Source organism: Enterobacter cloacae complex sp. ECL411 (assembly GCF_021869665.1).
Taxonomy (GTDB): domain Bacteria; phylum Pseudomonadota; class Gammaproteobacteria; order Enterobacterales; family Enterobacteriaceae; genus Enterobacter; species Enterobacter intestinihominis.
The window spans coordinates 3,881,058-3,895,566 of the sequence record NZ_CP091486.1; the positions used below are offsets into that span (position 1 = coordinate 3,881,058).

The 14,509-nt window shown below is 57.5% G+C and carries 13 protein-coding genes and 1 pseudogene; 3 read left to right on the forward strand and 11 right to left on the reverse strand.

Features of this window, described 5'->3' with window-relative positions; genetic code table 11:
- Positions 1-2: 2 nt before the first annotated feature.
- The 8 genes from L3069_RS18600 to L3069_RS18635 form a co-directional block, all read right to left on the reverse strand.
- The gene (locus tag L3069_RS18600) at positions 3-1,259 is read right to left on the reverse strand and encodes an MFS transporter (protein WP_022649340.1); all 1,257 of its coding nucleotides are present in this window, start codon (positions 1,257-1,259) and stop codon (positions 3-5) included.
- 25 nt (positions 1,260-1,284) lie between these two features.
- Positions 1,285-2,472, reverse strand: coding sequence for an NAD(P)/FAD-dependent oxidoreductase (locus tag L3069_RS18605; RefSeq protein ID WP_038416705.1), 1,188 nt, complete (start codon positions 2,470-2,472; stop codon positions 1,285-1,287).
- A complete protein-coding gene (locus L3069_RS18610) occupies positions 2,469-3,395 on the reverse strand; it encodes a VOC family protein (RefSeq protein ID WP_038416706.1) in 927 nt (308 codons plus the stop codon). The genes L3069_RS18605 and L3069_RS18610 overlap by 4 nt, the downstream gene beginning before the upstream one ends.
- 78 nt (positions 3,396-3,473) lie before the next feature.
- Positions 3,474-4,262: an IclR family transcriptional regulator gene (locus tag L3069_RS18615; protein ID WP_032671673.1), complete on the reverse strand. Its 789-nt coding sequence runs from the start codon at positions 4,260-4,262 to the stop codon at positions 3,474-3,476.
- 12 nt (positions 4,263-4,274) lie between these two features.
- Positions 4,275-5,024: an SDR family oxidoreductase gene (locus L3069_RS18620; protein WP_038416707.1), complete on the reverse strand. Its 750-nt coding sequence runs from the start codon at positions 5,022-5,024 to the stop codon at positions 4,275-4,277.
- On the reverse strand, positions 5,024-6,046 hold the full coding sequence (locus tag L3069_RS18625; protein ID WP_003860047.1) for an aromatic ring-hydroxylating dioxygenase subunit alpha: 1,023 nt from the start codon (positions 6,044-6,046) through the stop codon (positions 5,024-5,026). Before L3069_RS18625 ends, L3069_RS18620 begins: the two co-directional genes overlap by 1 nt.
- A 10-nt stretch (positions 6,047-6,056) precedes the next feature.
- Positions 6,057-6,365 (reverse strand): recombinase-like helix-turn-helix domain-containing protein, encoded by a 309-nt coding sequence (locus tag L3069_RS18630; protein ID WP_022649346.1) that lies wholly within the window; start codon positions 6,363-6,365, stop codon positions 6,057-6,059.
- Complete coding sequence (locus L3069_RS18635) at positions 6,362-6,685, reverse strand: non-heme iron oxygenase ferredoxin subunit (protein ID WP_003860044.1); 324 nt, start codon at positions 6,683-6,685, stop codon at positions 6,362-6,364. The genes L3069_RS18630 and L3069_RS18635 overlap by 4 nt, the downstream gene beginning before the upstream one ends.
- A 415-nt stretch (positions 6,686-7,100) precedes the next feature.
- Between L3069_RS18635 and L3069_RS27480 the strand changes: the two are divergent.
- Positions 7,101-7,557: pseudogene (locus tag L3069_RS27480) on the forward strand (hypothetical protein); the annotation flags it as partial.
- 76 nt (positions 7,558-7,633) lie between these two features.
- On the opposite strand, the gene speB reads toward L3069_RS27480, so the two are convergent.
- The 3 genes from speB to yqgB form a co-directional block, all read right to left on the reverse strand.
- The gene (gene speB / locus L3069_RS18650) at positions 7,634-8,554 is read right to left on the reverse strand and encodes an agmatinase (RefSeq protein WP_017382921.1); all 921 of its coding nucleotides are present in this window, start codon (positions 8,552-8,554) and stop codon (positions 7,634-7,636) included.
- Between the two features lie 209 nt (positions 8,555-8,763).
- Positions 8,764-10,740 (reverse strand): biosynthetic arginine decarboxylase, encoded by a 1,977-nt coding sequence (gene speA / locus L3069_RS18655; protein WP_022649348.1) that lies wholly within the window; start codon positions 10,738-10,740, stop codon positions 8,764-8,766.
- 8 nt (positions 10,741-10,748) lie between these two features.
- The gene (gene yqgB / locus L3069_RS18660; RefSeq protein WP_057979949.1) at positions 10,749-10,880 is read right to left on the reverse strand and encodes an acid stress response protein YqgB; all 132 of its coding nucleotides are present in this window, start codon (positions 10,878-10,880) and stop codon (positions 10,749-10,751) included.
- Positions 10,881-11,540: 660 nt separating this feature from the next.
- Here yqgB and metK point away from each other — a divergent pair.
- Both metK and galP read left to right on the forward strand, forming a co-directional pair.
- Entirely contained in the window at positions 11,541-12,695 is a 1,155-nt protein-coding gene (gene metK / locus L3069_RS18665; RefSeq protein ID WP_022649349.1) for a methionine adenosyltransferase, read from the forward strand.
- A gap of 416 nt (positions 12,696-13,111) precedes the next feature.
- A complete protein-coding gene (gene galP / locus L3069_RS18670) occupies positions 13,112-14,509 on the forward strand; it encodes a galactose/proton symporter (protein ID WP_023298566.1) in 1,398 nt (465 codons plus the stop codon).

Below are 14,509 nucleotides of genomic sequence, written 5' to 3' on the forward strand. Positions count from 1 at the left end.
CCTCAGTAACGTCTCAGCAGCGGCAGTAACAGGACGCAGCCCACCGCCGCCATCACCGCCAGAAAAATCAGCCCGGAATCCATGCTGTGGGTGAAGGCGATAAGCGCGCCCATCACCGCCGGCGACAGCGCGCCTGCAAAGTTTCCCAGCCCGTTGAAAATGCCGCCCGCCGTGGCGCTCACCCGGGGATGGGTGGCCTTCGCCAGCAGGGCGAAAATGTTGGGCGCGCCGGTGCCCCACATAAAGGTGCTGAAGCTCATCGCCGCGATGACGGCGAGCGGGGTATCGAGGTGCATCACAGCCGCCAGCCCCACCGCCGCCCCCGCCATCGAGATAAAGCAGGCCGCCGCGCGCTTATCGACCCTGTCCGAGAGCCACGCGCCAATCACTTCCCCCGCCAGCATGGCGATGAACGGCATCGACGACAGCCAGCCTGCATGCTCAAGGTGAATGCCTTTGCCTTTGATCAGGTAGCCCGGCAGCCAGCCGTTGATGCCCCACAGGTAGGTCAGGAACGCGATGTTAAAGATGCAGATGATCCAGAAGTGCGGGCTGACGAACAGCTCGCGCCGCGCGGCACGCCGCTCGTCCTGTGACGCCTGCGAAGTGCCGGGTTTAGCCTCCAGACGGATCCCGCGCAGGCCGATGCGTACAAAGATAAGCACCGGCACGGTAAGCATGGCCATGACAAAGAAGGTGCTCTGCCAGCCGAAGGTGTTCAGCAGCCAGAGGGAGAGCGGGAAGCCAATTGCCGCCCCTACCGGTGTGCCCAGCAGCCACAGCATGGTGGCGCGCGCCTGCAGATGCTGCGGGAAGTTGTGGCGCACGATGGCGAAAGCCAGCGGGAACAGCGGCCCTTCCGCCACGCCCAGCAGGATGCGCAGGACGATCATCAGCGTGTAGTTATGGGTAAAGCCCATCGCCACCATCAGCACGCACCACACAGCCATCATCCCGGTGAGCAGGCGCAGCGGCGCGATTTTGTCGCCTAAACCGCTCAAAAATACCGACGAAAAGCCGTAGCTCAGCAGGAAGGCGCTCATCAATATGCCGAGGCGCGTGGTGTCGAAATCAATGCCCATCGCCTGCTGGAAATGGGTATCCGAAAAGAGCGCCGCGATGCTGATTTTGTCGAAAAACGCCAGCAGCACGCAGGCCAGCAGCGACAGCGGGATGGCCCAGCGCACCGCTTTTTCGGGCGTGCGGGTCCCCTCACCGCTCGCCTCAACCGGCGCGGTGTTCGTCTCTAGTGTGGTCATCTCTCCCCCTACGGGTGCGGGTTAGCTATCGCAGTGACATCAGTGAAAATGTCGGGTCGGCAAGCGGTACGTTCGACAGATCCCGCCCCGCCGCCATCCAGCGCTTCGCCAGCTTGACGGTGCGCGCATCGTTGAACGCTACCAGCTGCGTCAGCCGCCCGTTTTCATCCAGCGAGAAGAACAGCGCCTCTTCACGCACGACCGTTCTGCTGCCTGGCTGCGGAATACCGAGGATCTGAATATTGTGCTGATATTGATCCGACCACAGCCACGGCGCGTCGTCGTAGCCTGGCGCATCGGGGTTGAGCATCGCTTTCGCCGTCGCCGCCGCCTGGTTCTGGGCGAAGGCCCAGGACTGGATGCACAAGCCGTAGTGATGGTGCTGGGCGACATCTCCTGCGGCAAAGATGAACGGATCCGACGTGCGTCCCTGGGCATCCACCACGATCCCGCGCCCGGTTTTCAGCCCCGCATCGCGCGCCAGTTCCAGATTGAGATCGACGCCGATCCCGACCACCACCGCATCAAAGGTTTCACGGTTGCCGTCGCAGTGGATGACCGGCAGGCCGCCGTCGTCCTCCAGCTCCAGCGCGCCGCAGCCGGTACGGATCTCCACCCCCTGCTCGCGGTGGATGGCCTCCAGGCGCTGGGACACCTCGCCGCTCACCGAGCGCATGCAGAGCGCAGGCTGCTGCTCGAACAGGGTGACCGCCACGCCGCTTTTCCGCGCGGAAGCGGCAATCTCAAGGCCAATCCAGCCGCCGCCGACGATCGCCAGTTTGTGACTTTCCGCCAGACGACTTTTCAGGCGCTGCGCGTCCTGCCAGTGGCGCAGGGTATAGACCTGCGGATGGCTGGCCCACGCCTGCGAAGGCAGGCGCGCCCGACCGCCGGTAGCGATTAAAAGGATGTTGTAACTAAGACATTCGCCGTTGCTTAAACGCACGATTTTCTCTTCACGATCGACTGATTCAGCACGCAGCGGGCGGTACCAGATCAGGTTCAGTGCCTGCTGCGATTCTTCGCTAAACAGCCGCGGAAGCGCGGAGTCCGGCTCCAGCAGAGACGCTTTTGACAGCGGCGGCCGCTCGTAGAAATCCCATTCCTCTTCCGCCACCACGCAAATCTCGCCGTCGAAGCCCTCGTCACGCAGGGTTTTCGCCGCCCAGCCGCCCGCCTGGCCGCCGCCGATAATGACAATGCGCGATGTCATACCGCCTCCGGCTTTTTCTGCTGACGGCGCGTGTCGTGGTCAATCCCGCCCTCCACCGCCCATTCGGTAAAGGAGACCAGGGAGTGCTCCAGCTCGCGCGGCTGCCAGTTTTCGGTCAGGTAGTCGTCGTTGGTGTAATACTCAAACGCGCCGCCTGTCGGGCTGTTGACGTACCAGAAGTACGCCGACGACACCGGATGACGGCCCGGCCCGATAAAGGTGCTCCAGTCATGTTTATTCATCGCGATACCGCCGCCGATCACCTCGTGGATGTCGCGCACGGTGAAGGCCACGTGGTTAAGGCCGCGCTTGCGGTTCGGCAGTTGCAGCAGGAACAGGTTGTGATGGCCGCCACGCGCCCCGCAGCGCAGGAACACGGCGCGGTTGATATAGCGATCCGAGACCTGGAAGCCGAGCACCTCGCGGTAGAATTTCTCTACTGCCGCCAGCTCTTCCACGAAGAACACCACATGCCCCACGTTGATCGGCTGGGCGCGATCGTAAACCGGGCTGGGTGTGTCGATACGGCGGGCATCGCCCCACTGGTTTATTGGCTCGACGTTAAGCTCCACGTCGGTCTGCTGGGTCACCTGCACGCGCAGCGTCATGCCGTTCGGATCCAGGCATTCCAGCGCGTCGCCCACTTCACGAAAACCTGGCTGTTGCGCCAGCTTCGGGCGCAGCGCATCCAGCTCAGACTGGCTGGCAACCGCCCAGGTCATGCGGCGCAGGGTGTTGCCCGCTTCAAACGCGGGCGGCAGGTCGGGGCTGTCGATCGGGTTAAGCTCCACGCGCGCGCCGCTCAGGGTGGTGAAACGCTGGCCGCTGGCATCGCCCGTCAGGCCAAAATCACGCATAAATTTGGCGCAGTGCGTCAGATCTTCCACACCAAATTCCAGCTTTTCAATTCCGGTTATACTCATCGTTCGTTGCCTCATCTGGCCCAGATTGGGCGTAAAACATGCCCGACGCAGTCAAGCGCCTGACGTTAACTCACTGATTTAACTGGCCTGTGACAGATACCCTAAGAAGCCAGAAATTTTATCCGCCGCAAGGCGAACCTCGTTTTGCAGGCGCTCGCGGTCGCTCAGTGGGATCTCCTCCGACGGCACCAGAATGCTGACCACCGCCGCCACGCGGCCGCTTCGGTCATACACCGGGTAGACGATGGAAGAGATGCCGTGGCGGAAGAAGGATTCGCCGATGACATACCCGCGGGCTTTGTCCTGCTGCACCATCTGCCACAGGGCTTCGCGGTCGTGAAGCTGCCCCGGCGTGTTGCCCGGCAGGCGCTCATGCGGGAACAGCTGTTCGAAATCAGCGCGGGAAATATCGGTCAACAGCATGCGGCCCAGCGAGGTGCAGTGCACCGGCAGACGGGTACCAATGCTGACCTGGTTGATACGCGACCCGGCGGCGCTGACGCGGGCGATATAGATAATGTCGCGCCCGTCGCGGATCGCCAGATGGCTGCTGCACTGGCTCACGTCGCGCAATTGCTCGATCACCGGCTGGCCGACCTGCGCCACGTCCAGCGAGGCGATGTACTCAAAGCCAAGACGCAGCACGTTCATGCCCAGCGAAAAGGTATTGGTGCGCGTGTTGCGCTCCAGAAATCCCATGTACTCCAGCGTCTGTACCACGCGATAGGCGGTGGCCTTCGGCATATCCACCAGCCGATGCAGTTCGGCAAAGGTCAGATCGCGATGCTGCTCGCCAAAGGCCAACAGCAGCTGTAAACCGCGCTCCAGCCCCGGCACCAGATACTTCACTTCCTGATCGTTTGCCATCATCGCCCTACCTTAGTTAAAGACAAAACCGCCGTTGACCGGGATCAGCTGTCCGGTGATGAACCGCGACAGATCGCTTAACAGCCAGACCACGCTGCCGGTGACGTCTTCCGGCTGCTGTGCCCCGGTTAACGCGCGGCCGTTTTCGTAGAGTTGATGCCGTTCGGCGGGGACATATTCCGTCGCCTCGACGCGGGTTAGCCCCGGCGCGATGGCGTTAATGCGTATACGCTTTTCACCCAGTTCGCGCGCCATTGAGCGGGTCATGGCAATCACGGCGCCCTTGCTGGCGACGTAGGCCATCAGGCGCGGCGCGCCCCACAGCGCGGTGTCGGACGCAACGTTCACGATGCCCGCCCCCTCGCGCAGCAGCGGCACCGCGGCGCGCGTCACCAGCCAGGTGCCTTTGACATTGACGCTCATCACCCGATCCCAGAGATCCGGATCGTAATCGAGCATATTTTTGCCGCCGACGCCCGTCGCCATCGCCGCGTTGTTCACCAGGCCGTCAATCAGCCCCTGCTCGCCAATCGCGCTGAACACCTGCTCAATGGACTGCGGATCGGCCAGATCGATAACGTGCGATTCGATCGCATATCCCCGCTCGCTCAGCCGGTGGGCGCTCTCGGCCAGCTCGCCTTTGAGGATGTCGCACATCACCACCGCCGCGCCCTGCTCCGCGCAGGCCTGGGAAAAGTGAAAGCCCAGCCCGCGCGCGGCGCCGGTTATGACGATGCGCTTACCGCTCAGCAGCCCGTTCATCAGGCGGCCCCCTGCTGTGCTTCACGCATCGCCAGCTGCTCTTTGGCGGCCTTTTGCATCATGCGACGCAGGCGCGAGAGGCCAACGTCGTGCTGATACAGGTATTCATGATCGCGCGCGTTTGGCGCCAGGCTCTCCAGCACCACGCGGTCCTGCTCCAGCACTTCCCAGTGCAGTTTTTCCAGCCGGTTGCGGTACATGAAGCGCCACATATCGCGCTGCCAGCCCTGCACGCGGCGGATGCGCCAGAAGAAGACGCGGCAGTTGTCGTTATCTTCCGGCACCACCATGCCGACGATAAAGAAGTGGCCGCCCGGCCCGAAACGCTTCTTGTACGGAATGGAGAGACGCATCCAGCAGGTGCCACTGTTGCCCAGCTCCACCCAGTCGAAGTTGACGCCGCTCTGCCCTTTCTTCTCAAAGATAAAGCCGGTTTTGGTCGGCTGGAGCACCATGTCGGCCTTGCGATCCCCTTCCGCCATCGAGTGCGAGGAGGAGTGCAGATAGGTGCCGTGCATCGGGTCCATCACGTTTTCCAGCGCGTACTGGTAATTGCATTTCCACGCGGCGGTGCAGAGGAAGTTGCTGAAGCTGTCCGTGTCGGCGAGTTCATCCGGGAAGGTCAGTTCGTCCGGCTGCTGATCCGCGGTGACGCCAAACCAGAGGAAGATGGCGCCATGCGCCTCCTGCACGTTATAGCTGCGCACGCACTGCTGGCCGACCAGCGGACATTTATCCACAGCGGGCACGTCTTTCACCTCGCCGTTGCCCGCCACCTCTACGCCGTGATACCAGCAGGCGATGCGGTCGCCGAGGTTCCAGCCCATCGACAGGCGCGCGCCGCGGTGCGGACAACGGTCCTCCAGCGCCTGCACCTGGCCGTCTTTGTTGCGCCAGACCACAATCTGCTCGCCCAGGCGGGTGATGCCCACCGGCGCAGACTGCACTTCCCAGCTCGCCAGCACCGGATACCAGAGGCCGCGCAGGCCTTTATCCAGATAGTGTTGTACGGTCGTCGTCATCGCGTTGCCCTCAGTAGCCGTTAACCTGTAAGAATGCCTGGAAGCTGGCGTCGCTCCACGGCTCACCCTGCTGGTCGTGCATGCGCACCGCGTTCAGCCCGTTTACCAGCTCCGGCAGGGTTTCAACGCCCTGTTCGAAGAGCTCTTCCAGCGTCGCAATCAGCTTCACCTCCCAGCTTTCCGGCTCACGGCTGCGGGTCTGCCAGATCAGGTTCTGGTACTCGCCCGGCTTGTGAATGGCGCCATTACCGCCCTCTGCCGGCGGGGTAAACTGGCGGCTTTCCGGCAGCGCCGGGTTGTAGTTCAGCGTGTCGCTCATGCCACGGTCTCCTCAACAAAGGTAATCTGAATCTGATTTTCAAAGACCCGAACCGGGTAACGGTTGAGGTTGCGTCCTCCGGGGCCGTGCAGACACTGGCCGGTTTTGACGTCGAACACCGCCTCGTGCAGCGGGCATTCCACCTTGCCGTCTTCTACGAAGCCCTGACTCAGCAGGGCATAGGCGTGGGGGCATACGTCTTCCAGCGCATAATATTCACCGTCGATCAGGTAAACGCCGATCTCTTTCCCGTCGACGTTGCCGCTAAAAGGGAAATCTTCCTGTACTTGTTCTGCGTCACATACGCCTATCCAGCTCATCACGATCCTCCAGGCTTTTGTTTCATATATGAAACTCTGTTTCTTATTTAATACGGTCAATATAAAAGCGATGAATGTTTCGTCAAGCGACAATGTGACGAATTTGTTAATCGATCGGCAATTAATTAACTAAGTGTGCAAGGGATCACGAAAAAATGCAGCGATATGAAATTTTCATTATTACAGCGTGAGAAATACGTTTTTTTAATGGTCTCTTATTTTGAATAAAAGATATTGACTTCCTTTCTTTTTACTCTTTAAAAATAAATTAACGTCACCTCTTTCGCGTTTCACCGGTGAAACTGATTTTTAATTTATCTTTAATAAACAATGAGTTTCACAGGTGAATCATTTTAGCTCCGTGACAATCACATTGATGAAAAATATAAGTTACAAAAAACGTAAGGCGGACATGATGACGGCAAGATGGCAAGGCACGATTGCGTTTTTATTACTCATTATTATTTCGTACGTCGATCGGGTAAATATCTCGGTAACGATTTTAAACCCGGAATTTGGTAATGCTGTCAACCTGTTGATGACTATTTTAATCTGTAGTCATTCAATCCTTGTAACATCAGGATGATCCTGGTGTCAGTGAAAATACGAAATCAACACGTTGGTATCATTACCCGGAATTTGCCGAACATTTTCAGTTAAATGAAAACAGAATATTACAGGGTCTACTCATGACCTGCTTTCTTCTGGGTTATGGTTTTTCCGCTCTATTATTAACGCCGGTTATTGAAAGCAAACTTCATTATCGGCAGGGATTATTAAGCAGCATTGCGATTTGGGCCGCGGTCTGCGCGGTTTCGCCTTTGTTAGGCTCGCTGACGGGAATGGTCATCGCCCGCGAAATAACCGGGGTTTGTCTACACCTTCACGCTGGCCTGGGGAATGTTGCTGCTGCGCATGCACCGCGCAGCAGCAATCAGCGCGTAAGGCTTATTCGCCTTTTTTCGCCGCCTGGATGTAGAGCATTTCCAGCGCCAGGGTCGCCGCGGCCAGCGCGGTGATCTCGGACTGGTCATAGGCCGGAGCCACTTCCACCACGTCCATCCCGACAATGTTCAGATCCTTCAGGCCGCGCACCAGCTTGATGGCGCGATCTGAGGTCAGGCCGCCGATCACCGGCGTACCGGTGCCCGGCGCAAATGCCGGATCCAGGCAGTCAATGTCGAAGGTCAGGTAGACAGGCATATCGCCGACGATCTGCTTAACCTGAGCCAGAATATCGTCCACGCCGCGATCGTTCACCTGGCCCGCGTCGAGTACGGTGAAGCCGTTGTCTTTGTCGAACTCGGTGCGGATGCCGATCTGCACGGAGTGGTTCGGATCGATCAGGCCTTCTTTCGGCGCGGTGTAGAACATGGTGCCGTGGTCGAATTCGCAGCCGTTCGCGTAGGTGTCGGTATGCGCGTCAAAGTGCACCAGCGCCATTTTACCGAAGTGCTTCGCGTGGGCGCGCAGCAGCGGCAGGGTCACGAAGTGGTCACCGCCGAAGGAGAGCATGCGTTTACCGGCCGCCAGCAGCTTCTCGGCGTGCGCCTGCAATTTTTCGCTCATTTCGCGCGCGTCACCGAAGGCGTACACCAGATCACCGCAGTCCACCACGTTCAGGCGCTCGCGCATGTCGAAGTTCCACGGGAAGCGGTTGTGCTCCCAGGCCAGGTTGGTGGAAACCTGACGGATTGCCGCCGGGCCATGACGTCCACCCGCACGACCGGACGTTGCCATGTCGAACGGTACGCCGGTGATCACCCAGTCAGCATCGCTGTCGTAAGGCTGGAAGTTCATCGGAAGGCGTAAAAAACCAAACGCGTTAGATACCAGAGAGTTATCGTACTGATGACCTAAAGTGCTCATGTCCTGACCTCTTATAAAGTCGATACATTAAAACAGATGAAAAAAAATCCCCTCCGCGTCGTTAAACCCGACGAGGAAGGGATTGATTCGTAAATCGCATAGTGGGGCGAATTATCGCCGTTAATTCATACGGGTTCAAGTGAGTATAGGGCATCGTGCGGTCTGATGCCCTCACCCCAACCCTCTCCCACCGGGAGAGGGAGGTTTTACTACTCGTCTTCCAGATACGTATACCCGTACAGACCCGCTTCAAACTCTTCCAGGAACTGCTGCTGCAAGGCATCGTCCAGACCGGTGTTTTTGACCTGATCGCGGAACTGGGTGAGCAGTTTTTTCGGATCCAGCTGAACGTATTCGAGCATATCCGCCACGGTGTCCCCTTCGTCGGACAGCTCAACCTCCACGCTGCCGTCAGGGAAGACAAACACGTCAACCGCTTCGGTATCACCGAACAGGTTGTGCATGTTGCCGAGGATCTCCTGATACGCACCCACCATAAAGAAGCCCAGCATTGGCGGGTTCTCCGGATCGTACTCCGGCATTGGCATGGTCGTAGCGATACCGTCACCGTCGACGTAGTGGTCAATCGCGCCGTCTGAGTCACAGGTAATGTCCAGCAGCACCGCGCGGCGTTCAGGCGCATGATTCAACCCTTCCAGCGGCAGAACCGGGAACAGCTGGTCGATACCCCAGGCATCCGGCATCGACTGGAACAGGGAGAAGTTGACGTACATTTTGTCCGCCATACGTTCCTGCAACTCGTCGATAATCGGACGGTGTGCGCGGTTGCTCGGATCGAGCTGCTTCTGCACTTCATGGCACATGTTCAGATAGAGCTGCTCCGCCCACGCGCGTTCCTGCAGGCTAAAGGTGCCTGAAGAATAACCGACGTGAATGTCGTGCAGATCCATCTGGCTGTCGTGCAGCCATTCGCGCAGAGAACGACGCGTGCCCGGCTCGTGCATCTCCTGCCAGGTTTCCCACATGCTTTGCAGGGAACGTGGAGCATCGTCTGCCGGAGGCGTGGCTTCAGTGATTTCGCTGCGCTCAACGCCGATGATGTTAGAGACCAGCACCGTATGGTGCGCAGTGACCGCGCGGCCGGATTCGGTGATCACCGTCGGGTGCGGCAGGCCGTGCTCTTCGCAGGCATCGCCAATCGCCCAGATAATGTTGTTGGCGTATTCGTTCAGGCCGTAGTTGACCGAGCAGTCAGACTGCGAGCGTGTCCCTTCGTAATCCACGCCCAGGCCACCGCCCACGTCAAAGCACTGAATATTTACGCCAAGCTTGTGCAGCTCAACGTAGAAACGTGCCGATTCACGCACGCCGGTGGCAATGTCGCGAATGTTGGCCATCTGCGAGCCAAGGTGGAAGTGCAGCAGCTGAATGCTGTCCAGACGACCGCGCTCGCGCAGAATTTCCACCAGCTGAAGCACCTGGTTCGCCGCGAGGCCGAACTTGGATTTTTCACCGCCGGAAGACTGCCATTTACCGGAACCCTGCGACGCCAGTCGCGCACGCACGCCAAGGCGTGGGATCACGTTCAGACGCTCGGCCTCTTCCAGCACGATCGCGATTTCGGTCATCTTCTCGATCACAAGATAGACCTTGTGGCCCATCTTCTCGCCAATCAGCGCCAGACGAATGTATTCGCGGTCTTTATAGCCGTTACAGACGATCACCGACCGGGTCATGCCCGCGTGCGCCAGAACCGCCATCAGCTCCGCTTTGGAGCCAGCTTCCAGGCCCAGCGGTTCGCCGGAGTGGATCAGGGACTCAATCACGCGACGGTGCTGGTTTACCTTGATCGGGTAAACGAGGAAATAGTCGCCGTTATAACCATACGATTCCCGCGCGCGTTTGAACGCGGCGTTAATAGAACGCAGGCGATGTTGCAGGATCTGCGGGAAGCAGAACAGTGCAGGCAAGCGCTGACCCTGGGCTTCACGGGCTTTCACCAGCTTAGCGAGATCCACGCGCGCTTCCGGGACGTCCGGATCCGGGCAGACACTGATGTGGCCCAGCTCGTTAACGTCGTAGTAGTTATTGCCCCACCAGGCAATATTGTAAGTGCGCAGCATCTTGCTGGCTTCCTGGGAGCTCATCGCAACCTCCTGCATAGAACGTAGTACACCCTGTTCGCCTGCTGACGAAGGCGAAAGCGAAGACATGTCGTCAGACATAGCGAACCTCAACTCTTTGTATTAAGTGTAAAACAGTTGACTACTATCGCAGCGTTATACGGCGATAACAACCCATTAACGGCTCCATTTCCCAGCAGAGTATGCTGAAATCCAGACCGTGCGACCGGTTTCTTATTCATATCATTGTAAAACACGTATCCGAACTCTGTATGACAAGGTTCGGCGAAACCACGAGAAAACTCCTGTATTAACAAGAGCGCCCTTGTTCAGTTTTCACAAAGCGTGACCGGCTCTGGAATCCTGAGAAGCACCGAGATGGGTATAACATCGGCAGGTGTTTAGACCAGAAGTGCGGGTGGGAATCAAATGCGCGCCAGAACGACTGCGCTGAATGAGCGGAAAACAATGGTTCATTATCTCGTATCACCTCCACGGCCGCCTCTGCTGAAACGGACCACAAGCCAAAGCTAAAAGTTCACTGCTTAACCCGGCTGGAAGTGGCGACACGATGTGTTCATCGAGCGCTTATTTTATATGAGCCGCGCGCCGCGTTTTATACCGAGAAGGTCGCTAAAAAGCAAAACAAAAATGCGCAGGTTGCCAGCGCCGTCAGGAAAAATTTCCAGCCGTGTTTTCAACGCAGTGAGAGGTGAGTCAAAAAAAACTGGAAATCGGGTGAAGAAGTGACCTAAAATAGACGTCCAGATGTTAATCCATCCATACCGATTAACACTCAGACTGCCAGTGTCAAAATCCTGCAGGCCTTGGTAGAATTATCTCCTTTGGCTATTCCACACAGCAGTTCGAGCTAACCAAATTCCTTTTAGGTGAAATAAAACATGGCAAAACACCTGTTTACGTCCGAGTCCGTATCAGAAGGACATCCTGATAAAATTGCTGACCAAATCTCCGATGCGGTGCTGGATGCGATCCTCGCGCAGGATCCAAAAGCGCGCGTAGCGTGTGAAACCTATGTCAAAACCGGCATGGTTCTGGTTGGCGGTGAGATCACCACCAGCGCATGGGTTGATATCGAAGAGATCACCCGTAACACGGTGCGTGAGATCGGTTATGTACATTCTGATATGGGCTTTGATGCCAACTCCTGCGCCGTACTGAGCGCTATCGGCAAACAGTCCCCGGACATCAACCAGGGCGTTGACCGTGCCGATCCGCTGGAACAGGGCGCGGGCGACCAGGGCCTGATGTTCGGCTACGCGACCAACGAAACCGACGTGCTGATGCCAGCGCCGGTGACTTACGCACACCGTCTGGTGCAGCGTCAGGCTGAAGTGCGTAAAAACGGCACCCTGCCGTGGCTGCGTCCGGATGCGAAAAGCCAGGTGACCTTCCAGTATGACGACGGGAAAATCGTCGGCATTGATGCCGTGGTTCTTTCCACGCAGCATGCTGAAGATATTGACCAGAAATCCCTGCAGGAAGCGGTGATGGAAGAGATCATCAAGCCGGTTCTGCCAACTGAATGGCTGAGCTCTGCGACCAAATTCTTCATCAACCCAACCGGACGCTTCGTTATCGGCGGCCCAATGGGTGACTGCGGTCTGACCGGTCGTAAAATCATCGTAGATACCTACGGCGGCATGGCGCGCCACGGTGGCGGCGCGTTCTCCGGTAAAGACCCGTCTAAGGTGGACCGTTCTGCGGCGTACGCTGCACGTTATGTGGCGAAAAACATCGTTGCTGCGGGCCTGGCTGACCGCTGTGAAATTCAGGTTTCCTACGCCATCGGCGTGGCTGAGCCAACCTCCATCATGGTGGAAACCTTCGGTACTGAAAAAGTGCCTTCTGAACAGCTGACCCTGCTGGTGCGTGAGTTCTTCGACCTGCGTCCATACGGTCTGATTCAGATGCTGGATCTGCTGCACCCAATCTACCAGGAAACCGCAGCGTACGGTCACTTTGGTCGCGAACATTTCCCTTGGGAAAAAACCGACAAAGCCGCCCTGCTGCGTGATGCTGCCGGTCTGAAATAAACGACTGCCAGCAGCTTAAACAGGCCAGCCTTTGTGCTGGCCTTTTTTATGTCGGGTGGCGGCTATGCCTTACCCGACCTACGGGTAGTGAATTTTTGTAGGCCGGGTAAGGCGCAGCCGCCACCCGGCAATGTTTGGAACCGTTTACACCTCACTCTCTATACCCCGCTTTCAGAATATTCTCTTTGCATGATCGCATTTCTTCTGCTGTTACATTCCCTTTCAGTTAAGTCTGAAATTTGTGCAAACGCGATGCATATCAATTAATTTACCTCTATATTTTCAAAGCTTTAATTATTTTTACGGTTACAAACTAGTGTAACCGATTACACCGTTGTGATTTGACTCACATATTTTTATGAGCCGCTCACCTACTCTTAATATCGTAAAAACTGATAACCCAACTGGAGGGCATAATGCCTGACAATAATAAACAGGGGCGTACGTCCAATAAGGCAATGACGTTCTTCGTCTGCTTCCTCGCCGCTCTGGCAGGATTACTCTTTGGCCTGGATATTGGCGTAATTGCCGGTGCATTACCTTTCATCACCGATGAGTTCCAGATTAGCGCACACACTCAGGAATGGGTGGTCAGCTCCATGATGTTCGGTGCCGCCGTCGGCGCGGTCGGCAGCGGCTGGCTCTCCTTTAAGCTCGGGCGTAAAAAGAGCCTGATGATCGGCGCGATCCTGTTCGTTGCCGGCTCACTGTTCTCTGCCGCTGCGCCTAACGTTGAAGTGCTGATCCTTTCCCGCGTGCTGCTCGGTCTGGCAGTGGGCGTGGCGTCTTATACTGCCCCGCTGTACCTGTCTGAAATCGCACCGGAAAAAATCCGCGGCAGCATGATTTCCATGTACCAGCTGATGATCACCATCGGTATTCTGGGGGCTTATCTTTCCGATACCGCCTTCAGCTACAGCGGCGCATGGCGCTGGATGCTGGGCGTCATCATCATTCCGGCCATTCTGCTGCTGATTGGTGTCTTCTTCCTGCCGGACAGCCCGCGCTGGTTCGCCGCCAAACGCCGCTTCCACGATGCCGAACGCGTGCTCTTACGCCTGCGTGATACCAGCGCCGAAGCCAAAAACGAGCTGGAAGAGATCCGCGAAAGCCTTAAGGTCAAACAGTCCGGCTGGGCGCTGTTCAAAGAGAACAGCAACTTCCGCCGCGCGGTGTTCCTCGGTGTGCTGTTACAGATCATGCAACAGTTCACCGGGATGAACGTCATCATGTATTACGCGCCGAAAATCTTCGAACTGGCGGGCTACACCAACACCACCGAACAGATGTGGGGCACCGTGATCGTCGGCCTGACCAACGTGCTGGCGACCTTTATTGCTATCGGTCTGGTGGACCGCTGGGGGCGTAAGCCAACCCTGACGCTGGGCTTCCTGGTCATGGCCGTCGGGATGGGCGTGCTGGGTACCATGATGCACATGGGCATTCACTCCCCAACGGCACAGTACTTCGCCGTGGCGATGCTGCTGATGTTTATTATTGGGTTTGCGATGAGCGCCGGTCCGCTGATTTGGGTACTGTGTTCTGAGATCCAGCCGCTGAAAGGGCGTGATTTTGGTATCACCTGCTCTACCGCAACCAACTGGATTGCCAACATGATCGTCGGCGCAACGTTCCTGACCATGCTCAATACCCTGGGTAATGCCAATACCTTCTGGGTCTACGCCGGTCTGAACCTGTTCTTTATTGTTCTCACGATCTGGCTGGTTCCTGAAACCAAACATGTTTCACTGGAACACATTGAACGTAACCTGATGAAAGGTCGTCCTCTGCGCGAAATCGGCGCACACGACTGA